The organism is Larkinella knui, from assembly GCF_003858645.1.
GTDB lineage: Bacteria > Bacteroidota > Bacteroidia > Cytophagales > Spirosomataceae > Larkinella > Larkinella knui.
The window spans coordinates 934942-959364 of record NZ_RQJP01000002.1 but is presented as its reverse complement, the minus strand read 5'-3'; the positions used below and the strand labels follow the sequence as shown (position 1 = coordinate 959364).

The window sequence follows — 24423 nt, the reverse complement described above, 5'->3', positions numbered from 1 at the left end:
ACGACCTGGTTGATGGCCCTGTTGCCCATCGTCCCTTTGTTGTCGTGCGGCCAGTCGAAACAACAATCATCTGATCGAAAATCCAAAATTATGAATACCAACAACCCCGCATCAACTGCCGCTGGAATGGAAAAAGCGACCTTCGGCACCGGCTGCTTCTGGTGTACGGAAGCCATGTTTGAATCTCTGGACGGTGTTTCGGACGCTGTTTCGGGCTACGAAGGCGGTTCCAAAGCGAACCCGACGTACAAGGAGGTCTGTACCGGAAACACCGGCCACGCCGAATGCGTCGAGGTGACCTACGATCCCAAAAAGGTGACCTACGCCGAACTGCTGCAGGCCTTTTTCCGGAGCCACGACCCGACTTCGCTCAACCGTCAGGGCGCCGACGTCGGAACGCAATACCGCTCGGTGATTTTCTACCACAACGATGAGCAGAAGCAACTGGCCGAAACCGTGAAGAAAGAACTGAACGCATCCGGTGCCTATGACAAACCGATTGTGACCGAAATCAGCCCGGCTACGACCTTCTACGAAGCCGAAGCGTATCACCAGAGCTATTTCGCCAACAATCCGGATCAGGGTTATTGCTCGTTTGTGATTGCGCCGAAGCTGGATAAATTCCGCAAGGTGTTTAAAGATAAGCTGAAAAATAGCAATAAGGTGACGTCGAGTCACGAGTAAGATCTACTAAAAGGCCCCGAAAGGGGCTTTTTAGTTTAATACCGATTACAGCATACGAATTAATCCGTAGGTTCGTACTTTGCCGGCGCTTTTCACTTTTTCATTTTTCGAACGCCGACGCTGCCCTATGACTGCTGGTTCCAACGCCCATTTGCTATTGGTTGAAGACGAACCCAAAGTGGCTACGTTTATCAAAAAAGGACTACAAACGCAGAGCTACACGGTTGACGTGGCCCTGACGGGCGCGGAAGGAAAAAACCTGTTTAACACCACACCTTTTGATCTGATTATTCTGGATGTGAATCTGCCCGACATCAGCGGTCTTGACCTGGCCGAATACATCCGTCAGCAGAAAAGCCGGGTGCCGATTCTGATGCTCACGGCGCTGGATACAACCGCCGATAAATTGCTGGGATTTGAAGCCGGTGCCGACGACTATCTGGCCAAACCGTTTGATTTTCTGGAACTGCTGGCCCGCGTAAAAGCCCTGCTGCGTCGGGCGGGCACGACGGAAGACGTGGATCGGATTTTGCGGGTGGCCGATCTGGAACTCGATCTTCACGAGCGCGTGGCCCGGCGGCAGGGGCAGACGATCGACCTGACGGCCCGCGAATTTGCCCTGCTGGAATACCTGATGCGCAACGCCGGACGGGTTGTGTCGCGGGTGGACATTGCCGAGCAGGTTTGGGACATCGGATTTGACACGGGAACAAACGTCATCGATGTGTACGTGAGCTATTTACGTGCTAAAATCGACAAGGATTATCCCACAAAACTGATCCATACGCTGATCGGTATGGGTTACGTGCTGAAAGAAAAATGAGCCTTCAAAACCGACTGACCCTCTTATCGACCGCCATCGTTTCCATCTTGCTGGCGCTCTTCTGTCTGTTTCTGTATCTGGTGGCGGAGCAATACCGGAAAAAAGAATTCCTGAACCGGCTGCGATCGGAAGCACTGACGGCCGGCCATCTGCTGGTGGGGCAGGAGCGCCTGGGGCCGACCCTCTACAAACTGATCGATAAAAACCAGTTGACGGTGTTGCCCGAGGAGGAAATTATTATCTACAACGCGCAAAACCGGTTGATCTACGAAAGCGGGACGGACTATCTCACCGTCACGCCCGCGATTTTAAACCGCGTTCGGGAACTGAAAACCACCCAGTGGCGGGAGGGAAGCCGTGAAATTGTCGGAATCGTATTTACCGGAAAAGCCGCTTCGTTCCTCATTTTTGCCTCGGCGGTCGACCTGTATGGCGTGCGGTCCATGCAGGATCTGGCCCGGTTGCTGGGCGGTGGCTGGTTTGTGATGATTGGCGTCATGCTGATTGCCGCCCGGTATTTCATGGGGCGTATTCTGGAACCCATCAGCCGGATCAACCACCGCATCGATGAAATTACGGCGTCGAACCTTTCGCTCCGCTTACCCGAAGGCGAAAATGCGGATGAGCTAACTCAGTTGGCGCAACGATTCAACCGGATGTTGAACCGGCTGGAAGAGGCTTTCCGGCTGCAACGCTCGTTTGTGTCACACGCGTCGCACGAGCTTCGCACTCCCCTGACCGCCATTACGGGGCAACTGGAAGTGTCGCTGCTGGCCGACGATGAACCGGACGAACTGCGGGCCACTCTCCGTTCGGTGCTCGACGATGTGCGGGGCCTAAACCGCATGGCCAATGGGTTGCTGGCGCTGGCCAATGCCAGTATGGATTCATCCGCCGTGCCGATGGCAACCGTGCAGGTCGATCAGTTGCTGGAGCAGGTCCGGCGGGAGGTTCAGCGGCTGCAATCCGATTATACCGTTCATCTTCACATCGACCCGCCGAATGCAGCCCCTGCCGACTGGCAACTGACGGGCAGTGAACCGCTGCTGCGGACGGCTTTTTTTAACCTGCTGGACAATGGGGGCAAATTCTCGGCCGACCATACGGTATCGGTGCAGTTGTCGAGGCTGGCAAAGTCGGTTGAATTGCGGGTGCACAACGCCGGTTCGGTGATTCCGGCCGATCAGCTAGTCGCTATTTTTATTCCGTTCCAGCGGGGCCGAAATGCCAGCGGACTGCCGGGTTACGGGATTGGACTCCCCCTGACGGACCGTATTGTCCAGTTGCATCAGGGCCAGATCCGGGTCGAGTCATCGGAGGACGCCGGAACTACCTTTATCATCACCCTCCCGCGCTGATTGCATTTCTAACCCCGTTCTAATACCGCTCTAACACGAGCTTAACCCCGGCTTACGACCTTTGTACTGTCAACCGGAAAGCAGGTCACTTCATGTACCTGACCCGTCTGGTTGATCATTTAAAAGATAGAAAGCCATGAAAACATACATTTTTGCTCTTGCCCTTAGTGGATTAACGGTCCTGACAGCCTCGGCTCAGGACGATGCAAAACAACGGAAAGACGTCACTTACTCGACGCATAATTATAAACACCCGAACAAGGCGGCCGCGGCCCAAAAATGGGCCAACCAGCAAGGCGAAGGAATCAGCGCCCCGGCGGTGACTAACCGGACGGTGGTTAACTACAAGCAGCCGAGGCCGAACGCCGAACCGGTCAACGGTATTGTCGTACCCCACACTGCGCAGGAAAATCTGGCCAACCGGAATTACAAAATTCAGCGGCTGAATGTGGCGAATCAGGATACCCCGGTGACTGAAGTCGCCGGTTCTACCGCCAAAGACGCGCTGCCACAAGAGAACGAATAACCCGAACCCTTCAATCTGGCGGCTTAACTGCTTGTTTTTTAGCAGTTAAGCCGCTCAAGTTTATTTATACTCAACGAAGACTACGATGATCCGGTCCTATCAGCAATTATTTGTCAACAATAAGAAATGGGTTCAGGAAAGAACCCGCCAAACTCCCGACTTTTTTCATAAACTGGCCGAGGGGCAGCAGCCTAAGTTTTTATGGATTGGCTGTTCCGATAGCCGCGTGCCAGCCAGTGAAGTAACCGGCACCGACCCCGGCGACCTGTTCGTGCACCGCAACATTGCCAACATGGTGATTCATAACGACATGAGTGTGCTCAGTGTGCTGGATTATGCTGTCAATGTACTGGAAGTGCAGCACATCATCGTCTGCGGCCATTACGGCTGCGGGGGTGTTGCCGCAGCGATGGGAAGCAAACAGGTGGGAATAATCGATAACTGGCTGCGCTACATCAAAGATGTGTACCGGCTGCACCAGCGTGAACTGGACGGCATCGACGATCCGGGCCAGCGGCTCGATCGCCTGATCGAGTTGAATATTCAGGAGCAGGTCTATCGACTGACCACGACCACGATTGTTCAAAATGCCTGGAATATGGGAAAACCGCTTCAGATTCACGGACTGGTGTACGATTTGAAAACGGGTTTACTCAACGATCTAAAGCTGACCAAAGACCAGACGAGCGTCATCGATGAAGTCTATCGGCTCGAACCCGTTTATGCGTAAATGCGGTAAAAAATAAGGTTTGTGTTGGTGTGATGGAAGCCCAAAAGCCCCGAAAGGGGCTTTTGGGCTGTTCATTGTATTCAAAAAACGAAGGCTTACTTCTTTTTCCGGACATACACATTGTTGCTGATCGATTCCAGCCGTACGTCCGGCCCTCCGCCGTTTACCGTTCCTTCCAGCAGATACCCAACAATCGGATTTTGCTGTTTCTTGTTTTTAAAGTCGATGCTGAGATCGGAATACACCTCGCCGGTAATGGTTTTCAGCGCCAGATTCGCACCCTTTGTCCCCGACCAGTTCAGGTCGACAAAACCGCTGATGGTTTTGGCAAAAACAGCCTCGCTGGCACCTTCGATGTCGATGTTGCCATTGATGGTTTCAACGCGTAGTTTGGCTTTGCGGGGCAAAAAAACCTGGTAATTGATCGTGCTGCAGGTGTAATAAGCAGCGCCGTTCTTTTCCGTACGCCAGGTGGAATGTCTGCTTTCAGGACAATCTTCGGCTTTACCCTGTTTCAAAAGTTCGCGGTCGAAGTCGGTTTTGACGGTAATTTCGGTTGCCGTTGATCCCGATTCGACCAGCAGCGCGTCGTTCAGCCGACCGCCGTTGATGGTTGCGGCAATGTGCACCGATACTTCCGCCTTATCCCAATACCGGATCTGGATGCTGTCGGCAAACTTCAGGTTGAGGTTGACGACCTGGTCCGGGCTGAACGGTATTTTTTTGTCGATGATTTTCTGGGCGAAGGCCGGGCCGATGGTCAGGCCGGTGAGGAGCAAAATGAGAAGGTTTTTCACGGCTGTCTTATTTTTGCTTGCGGATGTAGATGTTACTGCTGATGGTATTGAGCTGAATTTCAACCCCTCCGCCGTTGGCGGTCCCTTCGATGTTGTTGCCTCCACCCACGCGTGCCAACCCTTCTTTGGCGCTTTTCAGACCCAGGTCGAAATCGGTGTACATTTCGCCGTTAATCGACCGCAGCTTCATGTTGGCTTTGGCATTGGCGGGCAACGTCACGTCCACGGCCCCCGAAATGGTCGTGATGGAAGTCGGTTTTTCCTGACTCAGATTGGTGAAGGAGACGTTGACTTCGCCGTTGGTGGTATTGGCCACCACGGGGCCGGTTACATTTTTGAGCGTGATCGGGGAGTTGGTGGTGCGGACTTCCAGGTCGCCGTCCATGTTACTGATCGTGACTGCGCCGTTCCGCCAGTTGGTTTGCCGGAACAGAATCGAGGCTTTTTTGGGTACCCGGATCGTGTAATCGATGTCCTTGCGGTTTGCTTTTTCGATTTTCAGACCGCCGTTTTCCGGCGTCACCGCCAGACCGATACCGGAGTTGTCGACGGCCGAATAATACAGCGGTTTTAACCCTTTGGCCCGTTCCGGTGGTGCCTCAAGCCCGGACGACGCCCGGATAATGACTTCGTCGCCGTCGTAACCTTCGATTTTGTATTCGCCGGCATCCATTTCGATGGTAAGTTTCCGGTCTTTGGCATTCCCTAACTTGGCCTTGTATTCCTGCGCATGGGCATCCAAAAGGCAGCATAAAGCCGTGACAATCAATAGACTGATTTTTTTCATTGGTTTGGTATAAAAAGTGAAAATCGAGTGGGGTCAGGAAGCCGTCTGGGTTTTGGTCTGCGTCAACCGGTTGAGTCCTTCTTCGGCTTTCAAACGAACGGCTTCCAGAATCTGGCGGCTCCGGGCCAGTCGCTGCATTTCGTCGACGGCCCGTTTTTCCTGAATGGAAACCAGCGTTTCGATGAGCATGATCTGGACGTAGGGGTCGGTCTGAATCTTCAGCGACTGAATCAGGGCTTCCCGCACGCCGGGTTCGTTGGGCAACCGCATCAGGGCCTCGCAAGCCGCCAGCCGTACGTTGACGTTGTCGTCAAAATTCAGCGTATTGATGAGCAGTTGCGTAATGTCCTGATCGACTTCTGCCAGCTCGTAACTCTGGTTAACCGCCTGAATGCGTTCACTGGCCGATGTTTGGGCGGTATGGTCAAAATCCAGCGCCTTCTTGATGGCCAGCGTCGATGAGGTTTCCGTCCGATCGGGTTGGCCAGGAAGCCGGTTGCTGTAATACAATCCACCGACAAAACCGCCGGCCAACAGCGTCAGACTGGCCGCAATCCGCAGGCTCCATGTGATCAGGCTCCGAACCCGGCCCTCCGAACCCAGGCGGTCGGACAGCCGTTGGTTAAAGGCCAGCGACGGCTGCTCCTTTCGCGTTTCGGCATAGTAACGAAATGGTCCGGCCTGCTTCTCCAGATGAGCGGGAACCGAGGCTCCGCGAAAAAAATCCCGCAACTGCTTTTCCTCTTCCAGTGTGCTCTCTCCGGCGTAATATTTTTCGAGCAGCTTTTCAATATCCTGCTTCATAGTCGTTGGTTTTTAGGTAACTGTCCCGCACCCGTTGCCGGGCTCTCGACAGAATCACCCGGATGTTATTCACGGTCAGGCCCGTTACTTCTTCAATTTCTTCAAACGAATACTCCTCCACATCACGCAGATGGAGAATCAGTTTTTGCTGCTCCGGTAATTCGTCGATGATGCGATGCAGCAGATTTGAACTGTCTGATAATTCCGCCTGACGATACGGTGAAAGGGTGTCGGCCTGAACGCTTGTCAGGTCGGCATTGCCGTCCGTTGTCCGGTTTGCAAACGATTTCAGTTTGTCCAGACACAGATTCCGCGTCATCTGAACGGCCAGAGCCTCCACGCTGTGGTACGAATCCAGTTGCTGCCGTTTCGTCCAAAGCCGCATCAAAACCTCCTGCAAGGCATCCTCGGCTTCTTCGCGGTTGCGCAGAAACAGTTTGGCCAGCCGGAAAAGCCGGCCCTGGACGGGGAGTACCTTTTGTTTGAAGGCTTGTAAATCCATTTCAGAGACAAAGACGAGCCAGCGGTCAATTCATTACAGGGAGTAAGCAAAAAATAGATTTTTTTCGGAATATTTCTGAATTGGCCCTCAAACCGCGTCTCCGTGTCTGGTTTATAGGCGGGAGAGACGGCCGACTCACGTGTCACCGAACTCAGGTACGTAGAAATACTTGCTACCAAAAAGTAGATAGGGGTTACTACTACGAGATTTTAAGGGAATTCTACCCGATTTTGGGGCAAATAACGACAACTAACCGCTCACCTCTTGTAAGACGTTGATAAACTCCCTTATTTTGACCCAAGTTTCACATCTAACTCATTCATACTAATGAAAAAATTATTCTCCTCACTTCTCGTAATGTCCCTGCTGCTAGTAGGTACTCAATCATTCGCACAATATCAAAAAGGCGATAAATTACTCAATGCCGGTATTGGTTTGGGGGCTTACTATGGCGGTGGTATTCCCTTGGGAGCATCCTTCGAAGTGGGTGTAACAGACGAAATCAGCGTGGGTGCCCAAGTCGACTTCTATACCTGGAGTTACTCTTCGTACTGGCGTTACACATTCGTACCCATTGGTGTTCGTGGATCATACCATGTTAATGAATTATTAAACCTTGGTAATGAAAAGCTGGACTTGTACGCTGGTGTAGGTCTTGGCTATCGTATTTCGAGTTACAAGTATGATGGACCGGGTGGTTCAATTTACAGTGATTCATACGGCAGCGGTGCCTTCTTAAATATTCACCTGGGTGGTCGCTATTATTTCAAACCGAACCTCGGTGCTTTTGCTGAAGTTGGTTACGGTGTTGCGCCCTTGAAATTAGGGGTTACCTTCAAATTCTAAGATACCCTTAGTTCATACAGGAAAACCGCCGGAAGCATGCTTCCGGCGGTTTTTTGCTTTTAAACGTTCAGATCACTTACTCTTTACAGACGGTTCTTTCAGGCTTTTTATTCCCATGTTCCAGAGCGTAAATGCGTACAGATCCGCCGTCGACTCGATGTTTTTCTTCGTATTACTGGCGCCGTGACCCGAATTGGTCTCGATCCGGATCAGCACCGGATTCGGGCCCTTGTACTTCTCCTGCAACGTAGCCGCATACTTGAACGAGTGCGCCGGAACCACCCGGTCGTCGTGGTCGGCCGTCATGATCATCGTGGCCGGATACGGGATTCCTTCCTTAATATTGTGGAGGGGCGAATACTGGTAAATCGCCTTGAACTCGTCGGCATTGTCGCTGCTGCCGTAATCGGATACCCAGCCCCAGCCGACGGTGAATTTATGAAACCGCAGCATGTCCATCACGCCCACCTGCGGAATGGCCACCCGAAACAGATCCGGGCGCTGGTTGATGACGGCCCCCACCAGCAAGCCGCCGTTGGAACCACCCCGCAACGCCAGTTTCTGCGGAGACGTATACTTCTGCGCGATCAGGTATTCCGCAGCCGCGATGCAATCGTCGAACACGTTTTGCTTTTTGAGCTTCATACCCTGCTCGTGCCAGGTTTCGCCGTATTCGCTACCGCCCCGCAAATTTACCTGCGCATAAATCCCGCCTTGCTCCAGAAAAGGCAGCAGCATGGCACTGAAACTCGGCGGCAGGCTGATGTTGAATCCGCCGTAGCCGTATAGGATCGTCGGATTGGTGCCGTCCAGCTTCATGCCTTTACGGTAGGTCAGAAACATCGGGACGCGCGTGCCGTCTTTGCTGGTGAAAAACACCTGTTTGGTTTCGTAATCCGCCGGTTTAAAGTCCACTTCCGGCTGGCGGAACAGCGTGGTTTTCTTCGTGGCAATCTCGTAGCGATAGATCGTCGGCGGGAAGGTGAACGACGTAAAGGTGTAGAACACAAACGTGTCTTCTTTCTGACCACCAAAACCGCTCACGGTGCCCAATCCCGGTAATTGAACCTCGTTTTCGAGCTTTCCGGCCAGGTCGTAAACGTAAATGCGGGAGGTGACATCTTTCAGGTAATTGACAAAGAGCTTGCCTCCGGCGGTATTGGCCTGGTCTAACTTCTCCGGTTTTTCACCCACAAAATCGCGGAACTGCCCGGTTTTCGGATCAACTTTCGACACCTTGTAGTTCGGCGCTCCGTTGTTGTGATAAACCAGCAGCTGATCCCCGGCGTTGTCGACCACCGAGTAATTGTATTTGAATCCTTCCACCAGACGCTTGAACGTTTGATCCTTCGCCTGGGCGTCTTTATACCAGATTTCCGACCCGTCGGTACCTTCCGAAATGTTCAGGATCAAAAACCGCTCGTCTTCGGTCGTCTGCGCAAAGAAATACCGCAGCGGGTGGGTTTTGTCTTCATAAATCAGCTGATCCTGCGCCTGCGGGGTTCCCTGCCGGTGGAAATACACTTTCATGAACTCATTTTTGGACGACAGTTCCTGTCCGTCGGCGGGATGGTCGTAGCGGCTGTAAAAGAAACCGTCGCCCTGCCAGGCAGCCCCGGTAAATTTCACCCACTCCAGCTTATCGGGCAGCGACTGGAGGGTTTGCATATCCATCACGAAAATTTCCTGCCAGTCGGAACCGGCTTTCGAAAGGGCGTAGGCGGCATAGCGGCCGTTTTTCGACAAATCGAAGCTCGTCAGGCGCGTCGTGCCGTCGGTCGAAAGTTTGTTGGGATCGATCACCACTTCCGGGGTCGCGTCGAGGCCCTTCTGCCGGTATAAAACCGCCTGGTTCTGCAAACCGTCGTTTTTGTAAAAATAAAACCACTCGCCTTTGCGGCCCGGAGCCGAATAGCGGGGGTAGTTGATGATCTGTTCGAGCCGGTTCTGAAGCTGCTTACGATACGGAATCTGCTCCAGATAGCCGAACGTCACGGCATTCTGGGCCTTCACCCACGCCCCGGTTTCGGCCGAACGGTCGTCTTCGAGCCAGCGGTACGGATCGGCCACTTTCGTGCCGTGGTAGTCGTCGGTCTGGTCCGTTTTGCGGGTCTGCGGGTAGTTTAGCGAAGGGGAAGCGGAGTTTGATTGGGCCGTAGCCCCCGAAATTTCAAGCATAAGAAAAAAACCGGTAAAGATTGCCTTTAGCATGTTCGTTGTCGAAGAAGGTAAGCGGGAAATCAACCAATAAAGTTCAAAATACGATTTTCGAAACAAAAAACCGCCTGACACCTCTTCTTCAAAAACAGGATTGGGCGGATTGAACGGATCAAAACGGATTTTAATCCGCGCTAATCCGTTCAATCCGCCCAATCAGCGTTCCCGTTTACTTTACAAAACGTCCCACCAGTTTTTTGCCGCCTGCGTATCGCCACCAATGTTTTTGGCGGCTGCTGCGCTGTTGGTGGCGTTGCTGGCCCGGCTTCCACTCGGGTATTTCAGTCGTTTCGGAACATCTTTTACATCCGGGTCGAGGCTTCCGGAAGCGGGATCGATGAACAGAATGTCGCCGTTCGGTTTTTTAATATCCAGCCGCAACCGCTCCATCCAGGCCTGCAAACCCTGCATGTAAAGCGCCAGCCACTTCTGGGTGCCGATCACGTTTTTGAAATTACCGGCTTTGTACGGAACGCCTTCCAGATAGGTAGCAATCGCTTTCGAATCCGTGATGCCCCACTGCGTCATCGAGGCCGTTACGGCGGCTTTGTACAAATCTTCGGCGCTTTCGGTGCCGACGTTCATTCCACGGGCTGCGGCTTCGGCTTTGGCGAAGGCAACTTCGGCGTACGTGATCAGGTAGCCTTTGGCCGAACCGCTGTAAGCAATCACGCCCGGTTTCGACAAACCAATCATCGTCGGCGAATTGGCTTCGGTACCATACACCTTGCCAATGTACTTGCCGTTCGTATCGTCCGGACGCGCAAAAATCGGCAAGCGCGGGTCGTTGACGGATTTCAGGTAATCGACCAAAGTCGACGTTACGGCAAATTCCACCAGCGGTCTTTCCACGTCATTATAGGGAAACCGGCTGGTTGTGGCAGACACATTATACGGGAAAAAGACATCCTGGCTGACACTGGTCAACGTATTTTTAACGGCATCTTCGATTACCGCTTTGGCTTCGGCGGGTTGAGCATCGGCGGTCCGCAAGGCAATGCGGATGCGCAGGGCATTCCCGATCCGGGCCCATTGCTTGGGGTCACCGTTGGCGATGATGTCACCCCGAATGGCGCCGGACGGCGTGTTTTGCAGAATATCCACCTGTTTTTTCAACGAAGCCAGAATTCCGGCATACACATCCTTGCCTTTATCAAAAGCGGGTTGCGGAATGTCATCGCCTTTGAGCGCCTGCGAATACGGAATGTCGATATACGCATCGGTCAACACGTGGAACAACCAGCTTTTCAGAATTTCGGCCACGGCCAGCGTGTGCGGATTGCTTTCCTCCGGATGCCGGTTGTAGTAGTTCTGAATTTCCTGTAAATCCATCAAAGGACCGGAATACAGGCCGTTCCATAAGCCGTCGTTGGTAAACAGAAACCGGCCGTCGGTCGTCTTGTCGGTACCCATCCAGTACTGCGAAAGTTCCATGCCGATTCGTCCGTTGAAATACGTGTCGTACATGATGTCAGACGCTCTTTTTTGGGCGTTGGCCAGCAGAAACTCCGGCTGCGTTTCGCTGGAACGGGCCGGGTCGGTATTGAGTTCTTCAAAGTTTTGGCATCCTGAAAAGGCCACGAGCAGGGCGGCCAGCAGGAAAATGGTATTGAATTTCATGGCAGTAAATTTTATGAGTTAGCGTACCCAAACCGGGTCGTCCTTAAAAGGTCAGATTTAGATTGACACCGTAACTGCGCACAGGCGGCAAGGCTCCACCCTCAAAACCAATCTGGTTGCTGATGGAGTTGGTGATGTTGGCCGGGTCCACATTCGGGGCGCTGCTTTTGATCAGCCAGAGGTTCCGACCCGTCAGCGTGAGCCGCAACGCCTGCATCCGGATTTTTTTGGCGATGGCATCCGGGAAGTTCCAGCCCAGACGCACTTCCCGCAGATAGATGAAGCTGCCGTCGTAGAGGTTGGCGCTGCTGATGCGGTTTCCGCCATCGGCGTTGAAGTGCGTACGGGCCGTAATCACCACATCGTTGGGGGTGCCGTCGGCTTTTACACCCGGATTGATCAGCCCATTCTCCCGAATACCGCCCTCGGCCGTTTCGGCCAGCATACCGGATTTATACCCGTACAGATTGGTATACGAGAAGAAATCCCCGCCTTTCTGAAAGTCGATCAGCGCCGATAGATACAACGCTCTATAACTGAAGGTGTTGGAAAAACCGCCGATAAAATCCGGGTTGGCATCGCCAATGATGACCGGTGTCGGCGTCACGTTGTAGGTACCGTTGGCGCCCACCGTTTTGTTTCCATTGGCGTCATACACAAAGTCGGTGCCGAGCATCGTGCCCAGCGACATGCCTTTTTGCGCGATCATCGACACTTTATTGGTACGCCGTTCCGTGCCGATCACAAACCGCTCGATGCCCTGGATATTATCCGTGTTCAGGTCGAGCACGGTATTCTTGTTTTTCGAAAAGTTCAGGGCGGCCCGCCAGCTAAAATTCCGCGTGGTGATGGGCGCAATCGAAAGCGTTAGCTCAATTCCCTTGTTCTGGACCGTACCGCCGTTGACCGTTTTGGTCGAGAAACCACTTTCGGGCGGTGTCTGCACATCCCAGATCTGGTTTTTGGTCCGGCGGTCGTAATACGTGAAATTAAGCCCCAGCAGTTCATTGAAGAATTTGAAGTCAAAACCGCCTTCGACTTCCGAAGATAATTCCGGTTTTAACTTGTTGTTAAACAGCTTGTCGGAGGTGCTTTGCAGCGGAAAGGTATTGAACGGCGCTACGTAATCATAATACCGGGAAACGTTGTAGGGGCTGGCGTCATTTCCGACCTGCGCATAGGATAAGCGCGCTTTGCCGAGCGTCAGCCAGTTGCTTTTGGGCAACACATCCGAGAAGATAAACGAACCGGCTAAAGATGGATAGAAATACGAGAAATTACCGGTCTGTTGCAGGGTCGACGCCCAGTCGTTCCGGCCCGTCGCCGTCAGATACAGCACTTTGTTATACCCCAGCGTGGCCGAAGCAAAAAGCGAATTAGTCTGCCGGTTACCGTACGCATTCGAAACCGTTGCGGGCAATACCGAATTTTGCAGGACATACACCAGCGGATTCTGAAGACCTCCGTTGGTGGTGCCCGCATCCACGCTCGATTTAATGCTGAGGATGTTGCTACCCGCTACGGCTTCCAGGCTCAGTTTGGAATCCATGAACGACTTGTTGAGGTTCAGCGTGGCCTGGTAATTGGTTTCGTTGTTGATGGCGACCCGTTTGGCGTAGGACCCGACGAAAAATCCTTTCGCGCTCCGAACTTCATCCAGGTGATTCAGGTAATCCGAAAAGACGCGGACGTCGGCCGAAAGCCAGTCGGTGATTTTATAAGTCAGACCGGCATTGCCGAAATACCGGTTGTTCTGGTCGGTGTTGAAACTTTCGTACTGGTTCCAGTAGGGGTTCTGGGTAAACGCCGGTTTCTGAATGTTCCAGGCCGTACGGTTCCAGGATTGCTCCGTTCCATCGGCGTATTTATAGTCTTTCAAATACGCATCGTCGATCTGCCGCTGCCCGAACATGACGTAAAACAGCATCGGGTTGTTGCCGAAGAAACCGGTTCCGGGCCGACCTTTGGAGTCGTCGTGAACGTAATTGATACCCCCGCTGAAGGTGAATTTGTCGGTAAATTTATACGTCGTGTTCAGACTGATAAAAAACCGTTTCAGGTGGCTACCGGGATAAATGAAGTTCTGATTGGTCTGGCCGAGCGAAAACCGGATGGAACCTTTGTCGGTGCTGCTTGAGACCGACAGGTTGTTGGAGAAGGTGAAGCCGGTTTTGAAAAAATCCTTCGCATTGTTCGGGTGGGCGCTCCAGGGAGCGGTTTTTCCGAAGTTCGGATTGTTCCGGTCCTGGTCCCACGACCAGTAATGCCGCACCAGCGTGCCGTCCAGTTTGGGCCCCCAGGACTCATCGGTGCCGTAGTCCGGAATAAGGTCATATTTGCCTTTGCCATCGTTGTCGTCAAAGGTGCCACCGCCGGGCAGAAAACCGGTCGGGTTCTGGTTGACGTATAATTTGGTGAACGCCGAACTGCCCCCGCCACCGTACGAATTCTGGAATTTGGGCAGCAGCGAAACCTGGTCGACCTGCATGTTGAGGTCATAATTGATCGACAGTTTTCCCGATCCTTTTCCGGATTTGGTGGTGATGTAAATGACGCCATTCTGACCACGGCTTCCGTACAACGCCGTGGCTGCGGCCCCTTTCAGCACCGAAATATTTTCGACATCATTGGGGTTGATCAACTGGGCCGGGTTACCGTAGTCGTACCCGCCACCCCCGGTGCCCTGGCCGCCCGTAGTCCCGTAGGAGTTCAGGTTCATGTTGGCCATCGGCACGCCGTCCACAATAAACAGGGCGTTGTTGTTGCCCGAAATGGACTTCAGTCCGCGGATCGTTACCCGTGAAGAACCGCCCATCGAACCGCTGTTGCCACCGATCTGCACGCCGGCCAGTTTTCCCTGCAGCGAGTTGATAAAGTTCACTTCCCGGGCTTCCTGAATACCGCTTCCGTCGATCTGCTGGACGGCATAGCCTACATTTCGCGTATTGCGCTGAACCCCCAGGGCCGTTACCACCACTTCACTTAAACTCTTGACGTCGGGCAATAACTTGATGGTCAGCTTCGACTGGGCGGGTGTCACTTCAATCGCCTGCGTTTTGAACCCGATGGAAGAGACCGTCAGGGTCTGATTCCCGGACGGAATAGACAGTGAAAAACTTCCTTCACCGTCGGTAATTGTACCGGTCGTGGTGCCTTTCACCACCACATTCGCAGCGGGAACTGCGGCATTCATTTCATCAACTACTTTTCCGGTAATCTGCCGGCTCTGGGCGTGAACTTCCTGTGTCCACATTGCTATTCCGATCAGCATCAGAAAGCAACGGTGTAAATTTTTCCTCATGGGTTTAGTGAATATGATTTTAAGATTAATCCAGTAATATTACATAATAAAATGATAATATATAACCAACATTACTGAATTGATTGCTTGTGAAAACAAAAAACGGTATTAACTTGTCTGGCTATCTGTATAATATTACCGCAGCATTTGCACCTTCTACTTAAGTAGAAAAGATAGGATACCATAAATTAATCCAGGATTTATGCTTAAAAAAACATAGAATTAAAATAGTATTGCATACTCATTTATCCGAAGCAAAAAACGAGTGCTGAAAGGAGGCCTTTGTCTGTAAATCCAACACAATTGGTCTTGATTCAGGACGAATTTGTTTCATAAAACCGCTTGGTATGCAAAAGAAATTACTTTCATTTTTCGGGCTGATTTGTGTACTACTATCCGGTATGTCGGATCTGTACGCTCAGGTGGTCATTTCGTGGCCCCAAAATGGTATGATCTTTCAACGTGGGCAAGATAATAAAGCGAGTATAAAATTTATTATCACCTCCACCAACGGGCAACCGATCTCGTCGCTTCAACTGCTTTTTTATAAATATTCCCTGACTGGTGAAACCCAGGGGCCGCTCGATCCGGTTACGGGCAACGCGCAAAGCTGGACGACGGTGCCGGTTTCGGGCGGGGGAACCTGTCAGGTAACGGCTCAAATTGACGTGGCAGGCGGTATGTATAAAGTCCGGGCGAAGGATAACAGCAGTCGGGAAACGGCTGATTTTGACATCGGGGTTGGTGAAGTCTTTGCCATTGCCGGTCAATCCAATGCTGCGGGCTATGCCAATGACAACAATACCACCTATGAAGCGGGAAATCCGACCTTTGTCCGGTTTTTCAATGAGAAAGACCAGAGTGCTAATCTCCAGGGCTTTGAGCAGAATGATCCGGGAAAATGCCCCGGCTGTTCACCCGCCACCATCAATTTTCAGTGGTATTGGGGGGGAGTGGGAAACAAGTTGATTCAGACACTGAACGTTCCGGTGTCTTTTCACCAGAATGCGATGGCTGCAACCAGCGTGGTAGAATGGCGCAACAGCAGCCAAAACCGGAATACGCCTTTTAATGATGGACAACCCCGGTTTGTGAACGGGTTTCCGTATCGAAATTTAAAAAACTATTTGACGGGCCGGGCCAGGCAAACGGGTTTGCGGGCCATTCTGTGGCACCAGGGCGAGAGCGATATCCGAAACGATCCGAGCAAGCCGAATGACTCGCCAGCCAACACAACCGGTGGTTTTCCGAGGGCAACGCGTTATTACGACGTTCGAACCAATTCGATCAACAGCTCAGAGTCTATGGGCGATGTGCTGAACGAGTTGATTGGGCAAAGTCGCACCGATCTGGGGGCCGATATCCCCTGGGTCATTTCCCAGGCCAGCCACCTCCGGGGGTTTACCGACCCGCTGGTGTTGCAGGGACAGGCCAAAGCGATCGGGTATAGCACCCACCAAAACAACAACGCTATTGCGGCCCCCAAAGCATTTGGCGATCCGTATCCGTCACCCTACGGGCGGTCCGATATCTTCACCGGCCCCAATACCGATCAGTTTGACAACTCCTACCGGCTACCGGCTCCCGATAAAACGCACTTCAATACGCTCGGTCAGAGCGCCGTCGCAGCGGAGTGGAACAAAGCACTGACCAGCCTGTATAACGGCCAGACTTTTTTCAGTAGCTCATCACCGATGCTCAACAAAGGAGAAACCGCCGGAGTGCCAACCCCGGCCAATTGTACTGTAACGCCCCCGCCGGTTGTTTCGGGTAATTTCGACGGGTATCTCTACGGAGCGGATTGCGAGACCTTTCGCGGATGGGCGTGGGATGCCAACCGCCGGGATACGCCGATTTCTGTTCAGCTCCTGGACGGTACCACGGTCATTGCCACGCTGACCGCCGACGAATTCCGGCAGGATCTGGCCAATGCCGGTAAGGGCGATGGCCGGCACGCTTTCCGGTATCCGATTGGTAACAACCTGAAAGATGGCGCCAGACACAGCCTTTCGGCCCGGGTAACGGGTGCTTCTTTTGTCCTGAAAAGTGGGCCCAAAGTGATCGAGTGTCAGGCAACCGGCACGCCAACGCCACCCGCCAATAACCCGCCCCAGCCACCCACCGTAGCGGCTTTGTCGGCCCGGCAGGGCGTTGCCTATTCGATCACCCTACCGGCTTTTACCGATCCGGATGGCGAAACGCTCGCCTATGGATTGTCTCCCGTACCCGGCGGTTTGACCTTTAACGCGGGCAACCGGGTATTGAGCGGTACGCCAACCGGAAACGGGTCCTTTACCCTGACTTATACAGCAACCGATCCGCGCGGTGGCACCGGAACGACGACGATTACCGGAACGATACAACCTCCGGCTACGCAACCGACGTCTTCAACGACCGTTGCGGGTAACTTTGAGGGTTTTCTGGACAAAGTGGAGTGCGGCACGATCCGGGGTTGGGTGTGGGATCGCAACAAGCCCAATACGCCGATGATGCTTGAATTTTATGCCAACGGCGTTTCAATCGGCACCGCTGAAGCCAATATCTACCGGCAGGATCTGAAGGATGCGGGCAAGGGGAACGGCACGCACGGCTATAGTTTTACCACGCCGGCCGGCCTGAAAAATAATACAACGTATCAGATCAGCGCTACCGTTCTGAACAGTACGTACATCCTCAAAGGGGCACCCAAACCGCTGACCTGTCCGGGTTCGGCGGCAAGGTTGTCGGCCGGAATGAATGAGCGGACCTGGAGCGCAACACTTCTGAGCAATCCGGTGGGCGAAACGCTTGGAGTAGAAATCCGCGGAGCCGAAGGCCAGTTACTGAATTTGCAACTCACCGACCTGAACGGCCGGGTACTTGCGGAACACGAAGTGGCGGACGCCGGTGCGGTTGAACACCGCTACCTGCCCACCGGACGGCAATCGACGGGCTTGCTTCTGCTGCGGGTGACGGGTGGTCGGCAGGCGGTTACCCTGAAAGTGCTTAAGCCGTAGTCAAAAGGCCGTCAACTTAAGTCACCGAATAATCACAAAATAAGCTTCAAAAAAGAGGGCTGCTTTCGTTGAAAGCGGTTCCGAAACGGCCATGGCACGTCTGGTAATCCAGGATTGGAAAGGGGACCCTAAGAATCTGATTTGCAGGTTACCAATCAATCCATTAATTTACCATGCTGTTTCCGTTTCGGTAACAAATGAAACTAACCCGTATCTTGTTCCTGCTCATCTGGATGGCCGCCTTGAGGTTGCCAGACGCTTCAGGAGTCACGAAAGACCCGCTTGGCCAGTCCCTCCGGATTGATCACATCGGTGTTGACGATGGCCTGACGCAGGGTTCGGTGTACCATTTGCTGACCGACAGCCGGGGCTTTCTGTGGCTGGGAACACAGGACGGTCTGAACCGCTACGACGGTGCTCATTTTCGGCATTATCGCCCCAATTTGCGGGATTCTTCGGCGATTGTCGGCATCAATATTTCCGGAATTGTGGAAGACCGCAACGGAAATCTCTGGATTGGGACCGAATATGGCCTCAATTACTACGACCGGGCCACCGACCGTTTTACCTGTATTTATTCGTACTCCAAATCGAAAAAACCGCTAAAGAGCAAGACGATTCCGTTCTATGCCAATGGGCAGGAAGTTTTGTATTACAGTGAAACGGAAGGGCTTGTTTCGCTGACCATCAAAACACGCCAGAAACTGGTGCTGGATGCCGGTGTGCGGCCCACTCATGAGTACGATCAGCTCAATTCAACGGTTCGAACGCCACTCGGGGATGTCTGGCTCCACGCTCCAACCGGCCTGATCCGCTACAGCCTTTACGAACGGCGGGCGCATTATTATTTCAGCAATCATCCCGCCAACGAAGCCGGGCCGGCAACGGGTGTTTTTTCATTCCACTGCGATACGGCGGGCATCGTCTGGCTGGGAACGGCTACCGGTCTGATCCGCTTTGAACCGCAAACGGGGCGGTATCAAACGTTTTTTCCGGACGAAGGGCGTTCGCTGACATCGATTTATACCATTGCCGAAGACCATGACGGGCGGTTATGGCTCGGCACACAACGCAGTGGCATCTGGCTTTTCGACAAGTCGGCCAACCGGTTTAGTCAGGTCGGCGGATTTACAAACAGCTCGCGGCATTTGTCCGACTACGAAATCTGTAAAATATACATCGACCGGCAGGGAATCATCTGGGCCAATACCGATCCCGACGGCCTGGCCCGCATTGTTCCGGGGAGCACTTTTTTTGGCGGAATGGCGGTTTCCAAAAACGAGCCCCATGTGACCAAAGATCCGTCGATGCTCAGTCATTTTGTGGTGCGGGGGTTTCTGGAGACCTCCCCGACCGAACTATGGATTGCCACCGAGCGGAGTCTCGATGTGTTGGATCGGCCCCAAAACCGCATCATAAGGCGGTATTTGACGCAGGCTAAACACAGCGATTTGCCCTCACGGACCCTGATCAAATGCCTCTACAAAGATCCCCAGGGCCGGATTTGGGTCGGCACGAACGGGGGTGTTTTTACCTTCGATAAAGCAAAATCTACTTTCAGCAAGATCCCGCTTCCCGGTTCGCCCAACAGCAAGGTGGTCGAAAATTTTGTCCGTCGGCTGTTGGCCATCGATAATAATACCATGCTGGCGGCCACCGAAGATGGGCTTTTTCTGCTCGATGTGCGGCAAAAAAAATTCACTTTGCTGCCGACAATGGCCAACCAGAACATTTTTAGTCTGGCCCGCGACCGCGCCGGGCGGTATTGGGTTGGCACCAATTCTGCCGGTTTTTATTGCTACGAACGACCGCCAATCGGTAAGAATTTGCAACCTCAGCGGTTGGTGAAGGGCCTGAATGGGTACACGGTTCTTTATTTTTATGAAGACCCGATTCATCCGCTCGTCTGGATGGCAACCGACAAAGGGCTGGCGGCTCTGAACACCAAAACGGGCCGGATTCGCATCTATGATCAGCAGTATGGGCTGGCAAATCCGTTCGTATACGGTATTTTGCCGGATCATCAGAACCGGCTGTGGATCAGCACAAACCGGGGTATTTCCTTCTTTAATCCCACGACTAAAAAATTCAAAAACTTTGACATGTCCGACGGCTTGCAGGGCTATGAATTCAATGGCAATGCGTATTTCCGAACCCAGGATGGTGAGTTGTTTTTTGGGGGCGTAAACGGGTTCAACCGGTTCTATCCGGAGCAGTTCCGGACGAGTTCGTATATGCCTGCGGTTCATATTCACAAGATGAGTGTCAATGAAACAGCGTATGAATCAGAAGGGTATATTGGTGAAGTGGCCCGGGTCGAACTTCCACACGATCAGAATACCGTAGCCCTTGAATTTACAGCCTTGGATTATTACAGCAACGGTCGGAACCAGTATCAGTATCAGCTGGTTGGCTACGATGCGCAATGGGTGCAGTCCGGTTCGGATACGTACGTCCGGTATGCCAATCTGCCGCCGGGAACGTATATCTTCCGGGTAAAAGCCGCCAATAAAGACGGGCAATGGAGTCCCAAAATTAAGCGGCTGACGCTGGTCATTCAGCCCCCTTTCTATCGGCGCGCCTGGTTTCTCGTGTTGCTGGTGGCCGTGATTGGAGCGGCCGGTTTGTACTGGCTTCGCCGGCGCGAAAACCGGATTCACCGGCAACACCAGCGGAATACCCGCCTGGCGGTCGAATTGCAGGAACAGATCAAGAAAAATCTGGCCCGTGATCTGCACGACGAGATTGGAACCCAGCTGGCAACGTTGAAACTGTATGTCGGCCGGCTGGTCGATCCCCCCAGCCATCCGGCCCGGGCCACCTCCCTGAGCGATCTGGCCCGGCAACTCATCAGCGACATCATTGGCAACATCCGCAACCTGCTGCGTGAGCTGAGTCCGCGGACGCTCGAGCAATATGGCTACGCGGCCGCCGTTGAAGAACTCCTTTCCCGGATCGACAAATCGACCCTTGAAACGCATTTCTGGGCCGACGAACTGCCGTCGCGACTGGACGCTGAAACCGAACTGATGCTCTACCGGATTACGCAGGAATTGCTGAACAACACCTTGAAACATGCCAATGCGCGGCAGGTCAGTATCCGGCTCGTGTATGAAGAACCCCTGCTGAAACTTTATTACAACGACGACGGGCAGGGTTTCGACTACAAGGAAGCCCGGCGTGGTTTGGGCATCGGCAACATCGAATCGCGGGTGGCGCTGATCAACGGCGACATCGAATGGCAATCGACACCCGGCGACGGAACCCGGGCCATCGTGACGCTGCCATTCCGGTCGACCAACCGGTTTTCACTCACGCGGCTGGAGCGGTCGTTTAAGAAAGTGACGGCTTTGTTTTAGAGAAGTCCAAACGTCAGTATGAAAGATTTACGCATAAATGGGCGGGTGTGGCTGGAAGCCCGGGAACGGTTTTTTGGCATTGGCCGGATGGAACTGCTGGAACGGATTCAGCACACGGGATCGATCAATCAGGCGGCCAAAGAAATGAAAATGTCCTATAAACGCGCCTGGGAACTGGTTCAGTCGATGAACAGCCAGGCCGACGCGCCTTTGGTGACTACCCAAACCGGCGGTGAGCGGGGTGGGGGCGCGAGTGTGACCGAAGAGGGACTCAAATACCTGACCTATTACCGCGGACTTCAGGAGCGTTTCCAGCAATTTCTGGCCCGGGAAATTGACCACTTGCCCGCCTGATCTACCGGGTTAATTGACGGACAAAACCGTACTTCACTTTCCGGTATTCGTTGCCGGCCCCTGCGCATTTCTGCTTTTTCCGGAAAAAGCGAAAAAATATTTTTTGCCTCAAAACCGGCTTTTTCGCCCAAAATGCCTCCTTCTCCATCCCGTTCCCTCGGATAGTGGCCTAATAAAATCTTTTTTAAAATTTCCGAAATCCAAAAATCGGGCTGGCTCGTTCGTATGGTTGTCTTTTAAGAAGATCCTTTTATACACCCTATTAACAAATTAACTTTTCTTATGGAAGAATTAACAAGTACCTCTACCCCCAAGAAAGGCCCGAGCGTACCCGCCATTCCATCGGTTGAACGTCGGATGTTTCTGCGCGCTTTAGGCTTAACTACGGTTTCGGCGGCTGCTTTATTGACGGCTTGCCAGAATTCAATGAATGATCTGTCGCCGAAAATTTCGGGTGCCCGGATTTCGGCCGACGGTGTCAGTTTCGGAGAAGGTGACTTTGCCATTCTGAACTACGCCTACGCACTGGAGCAATTGGAAACCGCTTTCTACATGGCGGTTGTCGAAAAGAAAACCTTCGCAGCCGGTAGCAAAGAGGAAATGATTTTTAGAGATATTCATGATCATGAACTGGTCCACCGGGAGTTTTTCAAACTGGCTATTCCGGCCGACAAGCGTATCGGTGATCTGGAATTTGACGTGAGTAGTATCGACTTCACCAACCGCCGGGAAGTGTTGAACACGGCGCGGGTTCTGGAAGATACCGGGGTTGCCGCTTACAACGGCGCGGGTCCGCTGATTTCCAAGGCCAATTCAATTTATCTGACGTTAGCCGGAAAAATCGTATCGGTAGAAGCTCGTCACGCTTCATTGATCAGTTCATTGCTGCAACCGGGTGGCGGTTTATTTGCCGGTGATTACGTTGTGGATAACAACGGTTTGGAGAAAATGCTGACGGTGTCTGAAGTATTGGGCAGAGCTGGCAAATACATCAAAACGGCAATTAACCCAGCTTCACTGCTTGCGCTGGAATCATCCAAAAAATAAACCTCAAGAACGATCATGAATCTCTTCGGAATATTCTCCCAAATTGAAAAAGCTGATCCGGCCATCGGTGAAAAAATGGATTTCTCGCGCCGGAAAATGTTAAAAACCACCTCGGTTGCGGCCGCGGCTACGCCCCTGTTCTTCGCTGCCATGGTCAACAAGGCATTTGCCGCTGAAGGTTGTGCGGGTGATGCCATTGAAATTGTAAAATTTGCCCTGACGCTGGAATACCTGGAGCGTGATTTCTACCGGGCGGCCCAGTTCAAGGCGGGTCTGGTTCCTTCGGGCGCACGCCCATATGTGGTCCAGATCGCCAAGCACGAAGCGCAACACGTTGATTTGCTGGAAGGCGTTCTGGGGTATAAGCCCAATCAGATGCAGCCGAAATACAATATGGCTACGCTGAATGCCGCTCTGGCTGATTATCCAACCTTCCTGGCCTATGCGCAGGCATTGGAAGACACCGGAGTTCGGGCCTACAAAGGACAGGCCGCCTGTTTGCTGGAAGAGGATACGGCAACGTCGAGAACGGTGCTGGCGGTAGCCCTCCGGATTCACTCGGTAGAAGCCCGTCACGCGGCAGCCGTTCGTTACATGAGGGAATTGCGGGTTTGGCCGTCAGGCGGTCAGAACGGAATGGAACCCGATGCAAAGATTTATGCGGGTGAAGATATGGCCATGCAGGGTCCGATAAACCTGGTCGATTATTTTAACATGTCGGAAAACAAAATGAAACTCTACAGCCCGGATATGGCTGCACGGAGTGTTTACGAATCGTTCGATGAGCCGCTCAAAGCCGCCGAAGTGCTGGCCATTGCCGGTCCATTCTTTGCGACTCCTATGTAATAAGTAGGGTGTTTTTGAAAAGGCCGATTCAGATCGGCCTTTTTTTTGTCTTTTATTCTGGTTTCTACCCGGATCACCAACGATTTTTCAAGTTAACCTGCCGGTGCTGGCGCACCATTTTGATCGATAAGCGGCCGTGGATCCTGATTTTTTGAGGTTCATTTTAAACTAAAAATGCCGTTTCTATTGTGAGCGGTTTTTGATGCTTAGTGATCAGGTAACTTCAGCGTTAATTTTACCGGGCTGTAAATTATTTTTTATCGACATTGGAGTTGTCTTTTCCTTGATAAAAGGACTTTTTCAGAATTGTATACCGCTGATTCCTGGACTCTACGATAACCGTGCCGGATTTAAATCTATCGGTTTAGTCTCGATAGCTTGTCTGATAAACGCCGGTTTTAAGGAGCGTTACAATTTGGCGTATCGCTAAAGACTGAAAAGAAAAACGCCTGGTTCAATTCTGCAAATTAACACTGGCCCTGCGAAAGAGAAGCACACCGGCCAGGCGTATAAAACCCGGCTATGGCAAAATTAAACGGTTTGTTTATCAGCCTTTTGGAAAGCTTTTCTGTTGATTCGCAGCCTGCGGTTAACCGTCTGGAGCCTACTCCGCCGGCGGGTTTATCTGCGACTGATCAACCGGTAAAACCAGAAAACATATCATTACTATATGGTAAGATACTATTAGATAGAAAAGGCGAAAATAGGTTAGACTTGTCATCAATAATAACCACACCAACCCGCTATTGACTATTAATTAAGGTAAGTTTAGCCATACAAATGTATTTTGGGCCTGATTTTGCCTTAAAAAAGTATAGTTGGTGGA

The 24423-nt window shown here is 52.5% G+C and carries 19 protein-coding genes; 12 read left to right on the top strand and 7 right to left on the bottom strand.

The genetic code is table 11. The features are described from left to right. The first annotated feature begins 90 nt into the window (after positions 1 to 90). The 5 genes from msrA (at position 91) to can (ending at position 4121) form a co-directional block, all read left to right on the top strand. Positions 91 to 684, top strand: coding sequence for a peptide-methionine (S)-S-oxide reductase MsrA (msrA, locus tag EHT87_RS12780; RefSeq protein ID WP_124907247.1), 594 nt, complete (start codon positions 91 to 93; stop codon positions 682 to 684). Between the two features lie 127 nt (positions 685 to 811). Continuing rightward, the gene (locus EHT87_RS12775) at positions 812 to 1507 is read left to right on the top strand and encodes a response regulator transcription factor (protein WP_124907004.1); all 696 of its coding nucleotides are present in this window, start codon (positions 812 to 814) and stop codon (positions 1505 to 1507) included. Then, positions 1504 to 2865, top strand: coding sequence for a HAMP domain-containing sensor histidine kinase (locus EHT87_RS12770; RefSeq protein ID WP_124907003.1), 1362 nt, complete (start codon positions 1504 to 1506; stop codon positions 2863 to 2865). The genes EHT87_RS12775 and EHT87_RS12770 overlap by 4 nt, the downstream gene beginning before the upstream one ends. Positions 2866 to 3001: 136 nt before the next feature. Beyond that, a complete protein-coding gene (locus tag EHT87_RS12765; protein ID WP_124907002.1) occupies positions 3002 to 3391 on the top strand; it encodes a hypothetical protein in 390 nt (129 codons plus the stop codon). Between the two features lie 85 nt (positions 3392 to 3476). Continuing rightward, complete coding sequence (gene can / locus EHT87_RS12760) at positions 3477 to 4121, top strand: carbonate dehydratase (protein WP_124907001.1); 645 nt, start codon at positions 3477 to 3479, stop codon at positions 4119 to 4121. Between the two features lie 95 nt (positions 4122 to 4216). Here the strand turns inward: can and EHT87_RS12755 are convergent, their stop codons facing one another. Genes EHT87_RS12755 through EHT87_RS12740 form a run of 4 tightly spaced genes read right to left on the bottom strand, consistent with a single transcriptional unit; the run spans position 4217 to position 7011 of the window. Next, positions 4217 to 4918 (bottom strand): DUF4097 family beta strand repeat-containing protein, encoded by a 702-nt coding sequence (locus tag EHT87_RS12755; protein ID WP_124907000.1) that lies wholly within the window; start codon positions 4916 to 4918, stop codon positions 4217 to 4219. A gap of 7 nt (positions 4919 to 4925) precedes the next feature. Next, complete coding sequence (locus EHT87_RS12750) at positions 4926 to 5705, bottom strand: DUF4097 family beta strand repeat-containing protein (protein ID WP_124906999.1); 780 nt, start codon at positions 5703 to 5705, stop codon at positions 4926 to 4928. Positions 5706 to 5738: 33 nt separating this feature from the next. After that, positions 5739 to 6509: a HEAT repeat domain-containing protein gene (locus EHT87_RS12745; RefSeq protein WP_124906998.1), complete on the bottom strand. Its 771-nt coding sequence runs from the start codon at positions 6507 to 6509 to the stop codon at positions 5739 to 5741. Continuing rightward, positions 6493 to 7011: a GFO_1088 family ECF-type sigma factor gene (locus tag EHT87_RS12740; protein ID WP_124906997.1), complete on the bottom strand. Its 519-nt coding sequence runs from the start codon at positions 7009 to 7011 to the stop codon at positions 6493 to 6495. Before EHT87_RS12740 ends, EHT87_RS12745 begins: the two co-directional genes overlap by 17 nt. A gap of 327 nt (positions 7012 to 7338) precedes the next feature. On the opposite strand from EHT87_RS12740, the gene EHT87_RS12735 reads away from it, so the two are divergent. Further along, on the top strand, positions 7339 to 7857 hold the full coding sequence (locus EHT87_RS12735) for a hypothetical protein (RefSeq protein ID WP_124906996.1): 519 nt from the start codon (positions 7339 to 7341) through the stop codon (positions 7855 to 7857). A 72-nt stretch (positions 7858 to 7929) separates the two neighbouring features. Here the strand turns inward: EHT87_RS12735 and EHT87_RS12730 are convergent, their stop codons facing one another. The 3 genes from EHT87_RS12730 to EHT87_RS12720 all read right to left on the bottom strand — a co-directional run bounded on the left by EHT87_RS12730 (position 7930) and on the right by EHT87_RS12720 (position 14995). Beyond that, positions 7930 to 10035, bottom strand: coding sequence for a prolyl oligopeptidase family serine peptidase (locus EHT87_RS12730; RefSeq protein WP_229321022.1), 2106 nt, complete (start codon positions 10033 to 10035; stop codon positions 7930 to 7932). A gap of 213 nt (positions 10036 to 10248) precedes the next feature. Then, positions 10249 to 11694: a SusD/RagB family nutrient-binding outer membrane lipoprotein gene (locus EHT87_RS12725; RefSeq protein WP_124906994.1), complete on the bottom strand. Its 1446-nt coding sequence runs from the start codon at positions 11692 to 11694 to the stop codon at positions 10249 to 10251. 43 nt (positions 11695 to 11737) lie between these two features. After that, the gene (locus EHT87_RS12720; RefSeq protein ID WP_124906993.1) at positions 11738 to 14995 is read right to left on the bottom strand and encodes a SusC/RagA family TonB-linked outer membrane protein; all 3258 of its coding nucleotides are present in this window, start codon (positions 14993 to 14995) and stop codon (positions 11738 to 11740) included. Positions 14996 to 15342: 347 nt separating this feature from the next. On the opposite strand from EHT87_RS12720, the gene EHT87_RS12715 reads away from it, so the two are divergent. The 6 genes from EHT87_RS12715 (at position 15343) to EHT87_RS12690 (ending at position 24347) form a co-directional block, all read left to right on the top strand. Next, positions 15343 to 17991: a putative Ig domain-containing protein gene (locus EHT87_RS12715; protein WP_124906992.1), complete on the top strand. Its 2649-nt coding sequence runs from the start codon at positions 15343 to 15345 to the stop codon at positions 17989 to 17991. A 197-nt stretch (positions 17992 to 18188) separates the two neighbouring features. Then, complete coding sequence (locus EHT87_RS12710) at positions 18189 to 21350, top strand: ligand-binding sensor domain-containing protein (RefSeq protein ID WP_124906991.1); 3162 nt, start codon at positions 18189 to 18191, stop codon at positions 21348 to 21350. 18 nt (positions 21351 to 21368) lie between these two features. Further along, positions 21369 to 21704 (top strand): winged helix-turn-helix domain-containing protein, encoded by a 336-nt coding sequence (locus EHT87_RS12705; protein WP_124906990.1) that lies wholly within the window; start codon positions 21369 to 21371, stop codon positions 21702 to 21704. Between the two features lie 282 nt (positions 21705 to 21986). Further along, the gene (locus EHT87_RS12700) at positions 21987 to 22751 is read left to right on the top strand and encodes a ferritin-like domain-containing protein (RefSeq protein WP_124906989.1); all 765 of its coding nucleotides are present in this window, start codon (positions 21987 to 21989) and stop codon (positions 22749 to 22751) included. Between the two features lie 15 nt (positions 22752 to 22766). Continuing rightward, positions 22767 to 23597: a ferritin-like domain-containing protein gene (locus EHT87_RS12695; protein ID WP_124906988.1), complete on the top strand. Its 831-nt coding sequence runs from the start codon at positions 22767 to 22769 to the stop codon at positions 23595 to 23597. A gap of 522 nt (positions 23598 to 24119) precedes the next feature. Continuing rightward, complete coding sequence (locus EHT87_RS12690; protein ID WP_124906987.1) at positions 24120 to 24347, top strand: hypothetical protein; 228 nt, start codon at positions 24120 to 24122, stop codon at positions 24345 to 24347. The last annotated feature ends 76 nt before the right edge of the window (positions 24348 to 24423 follow it).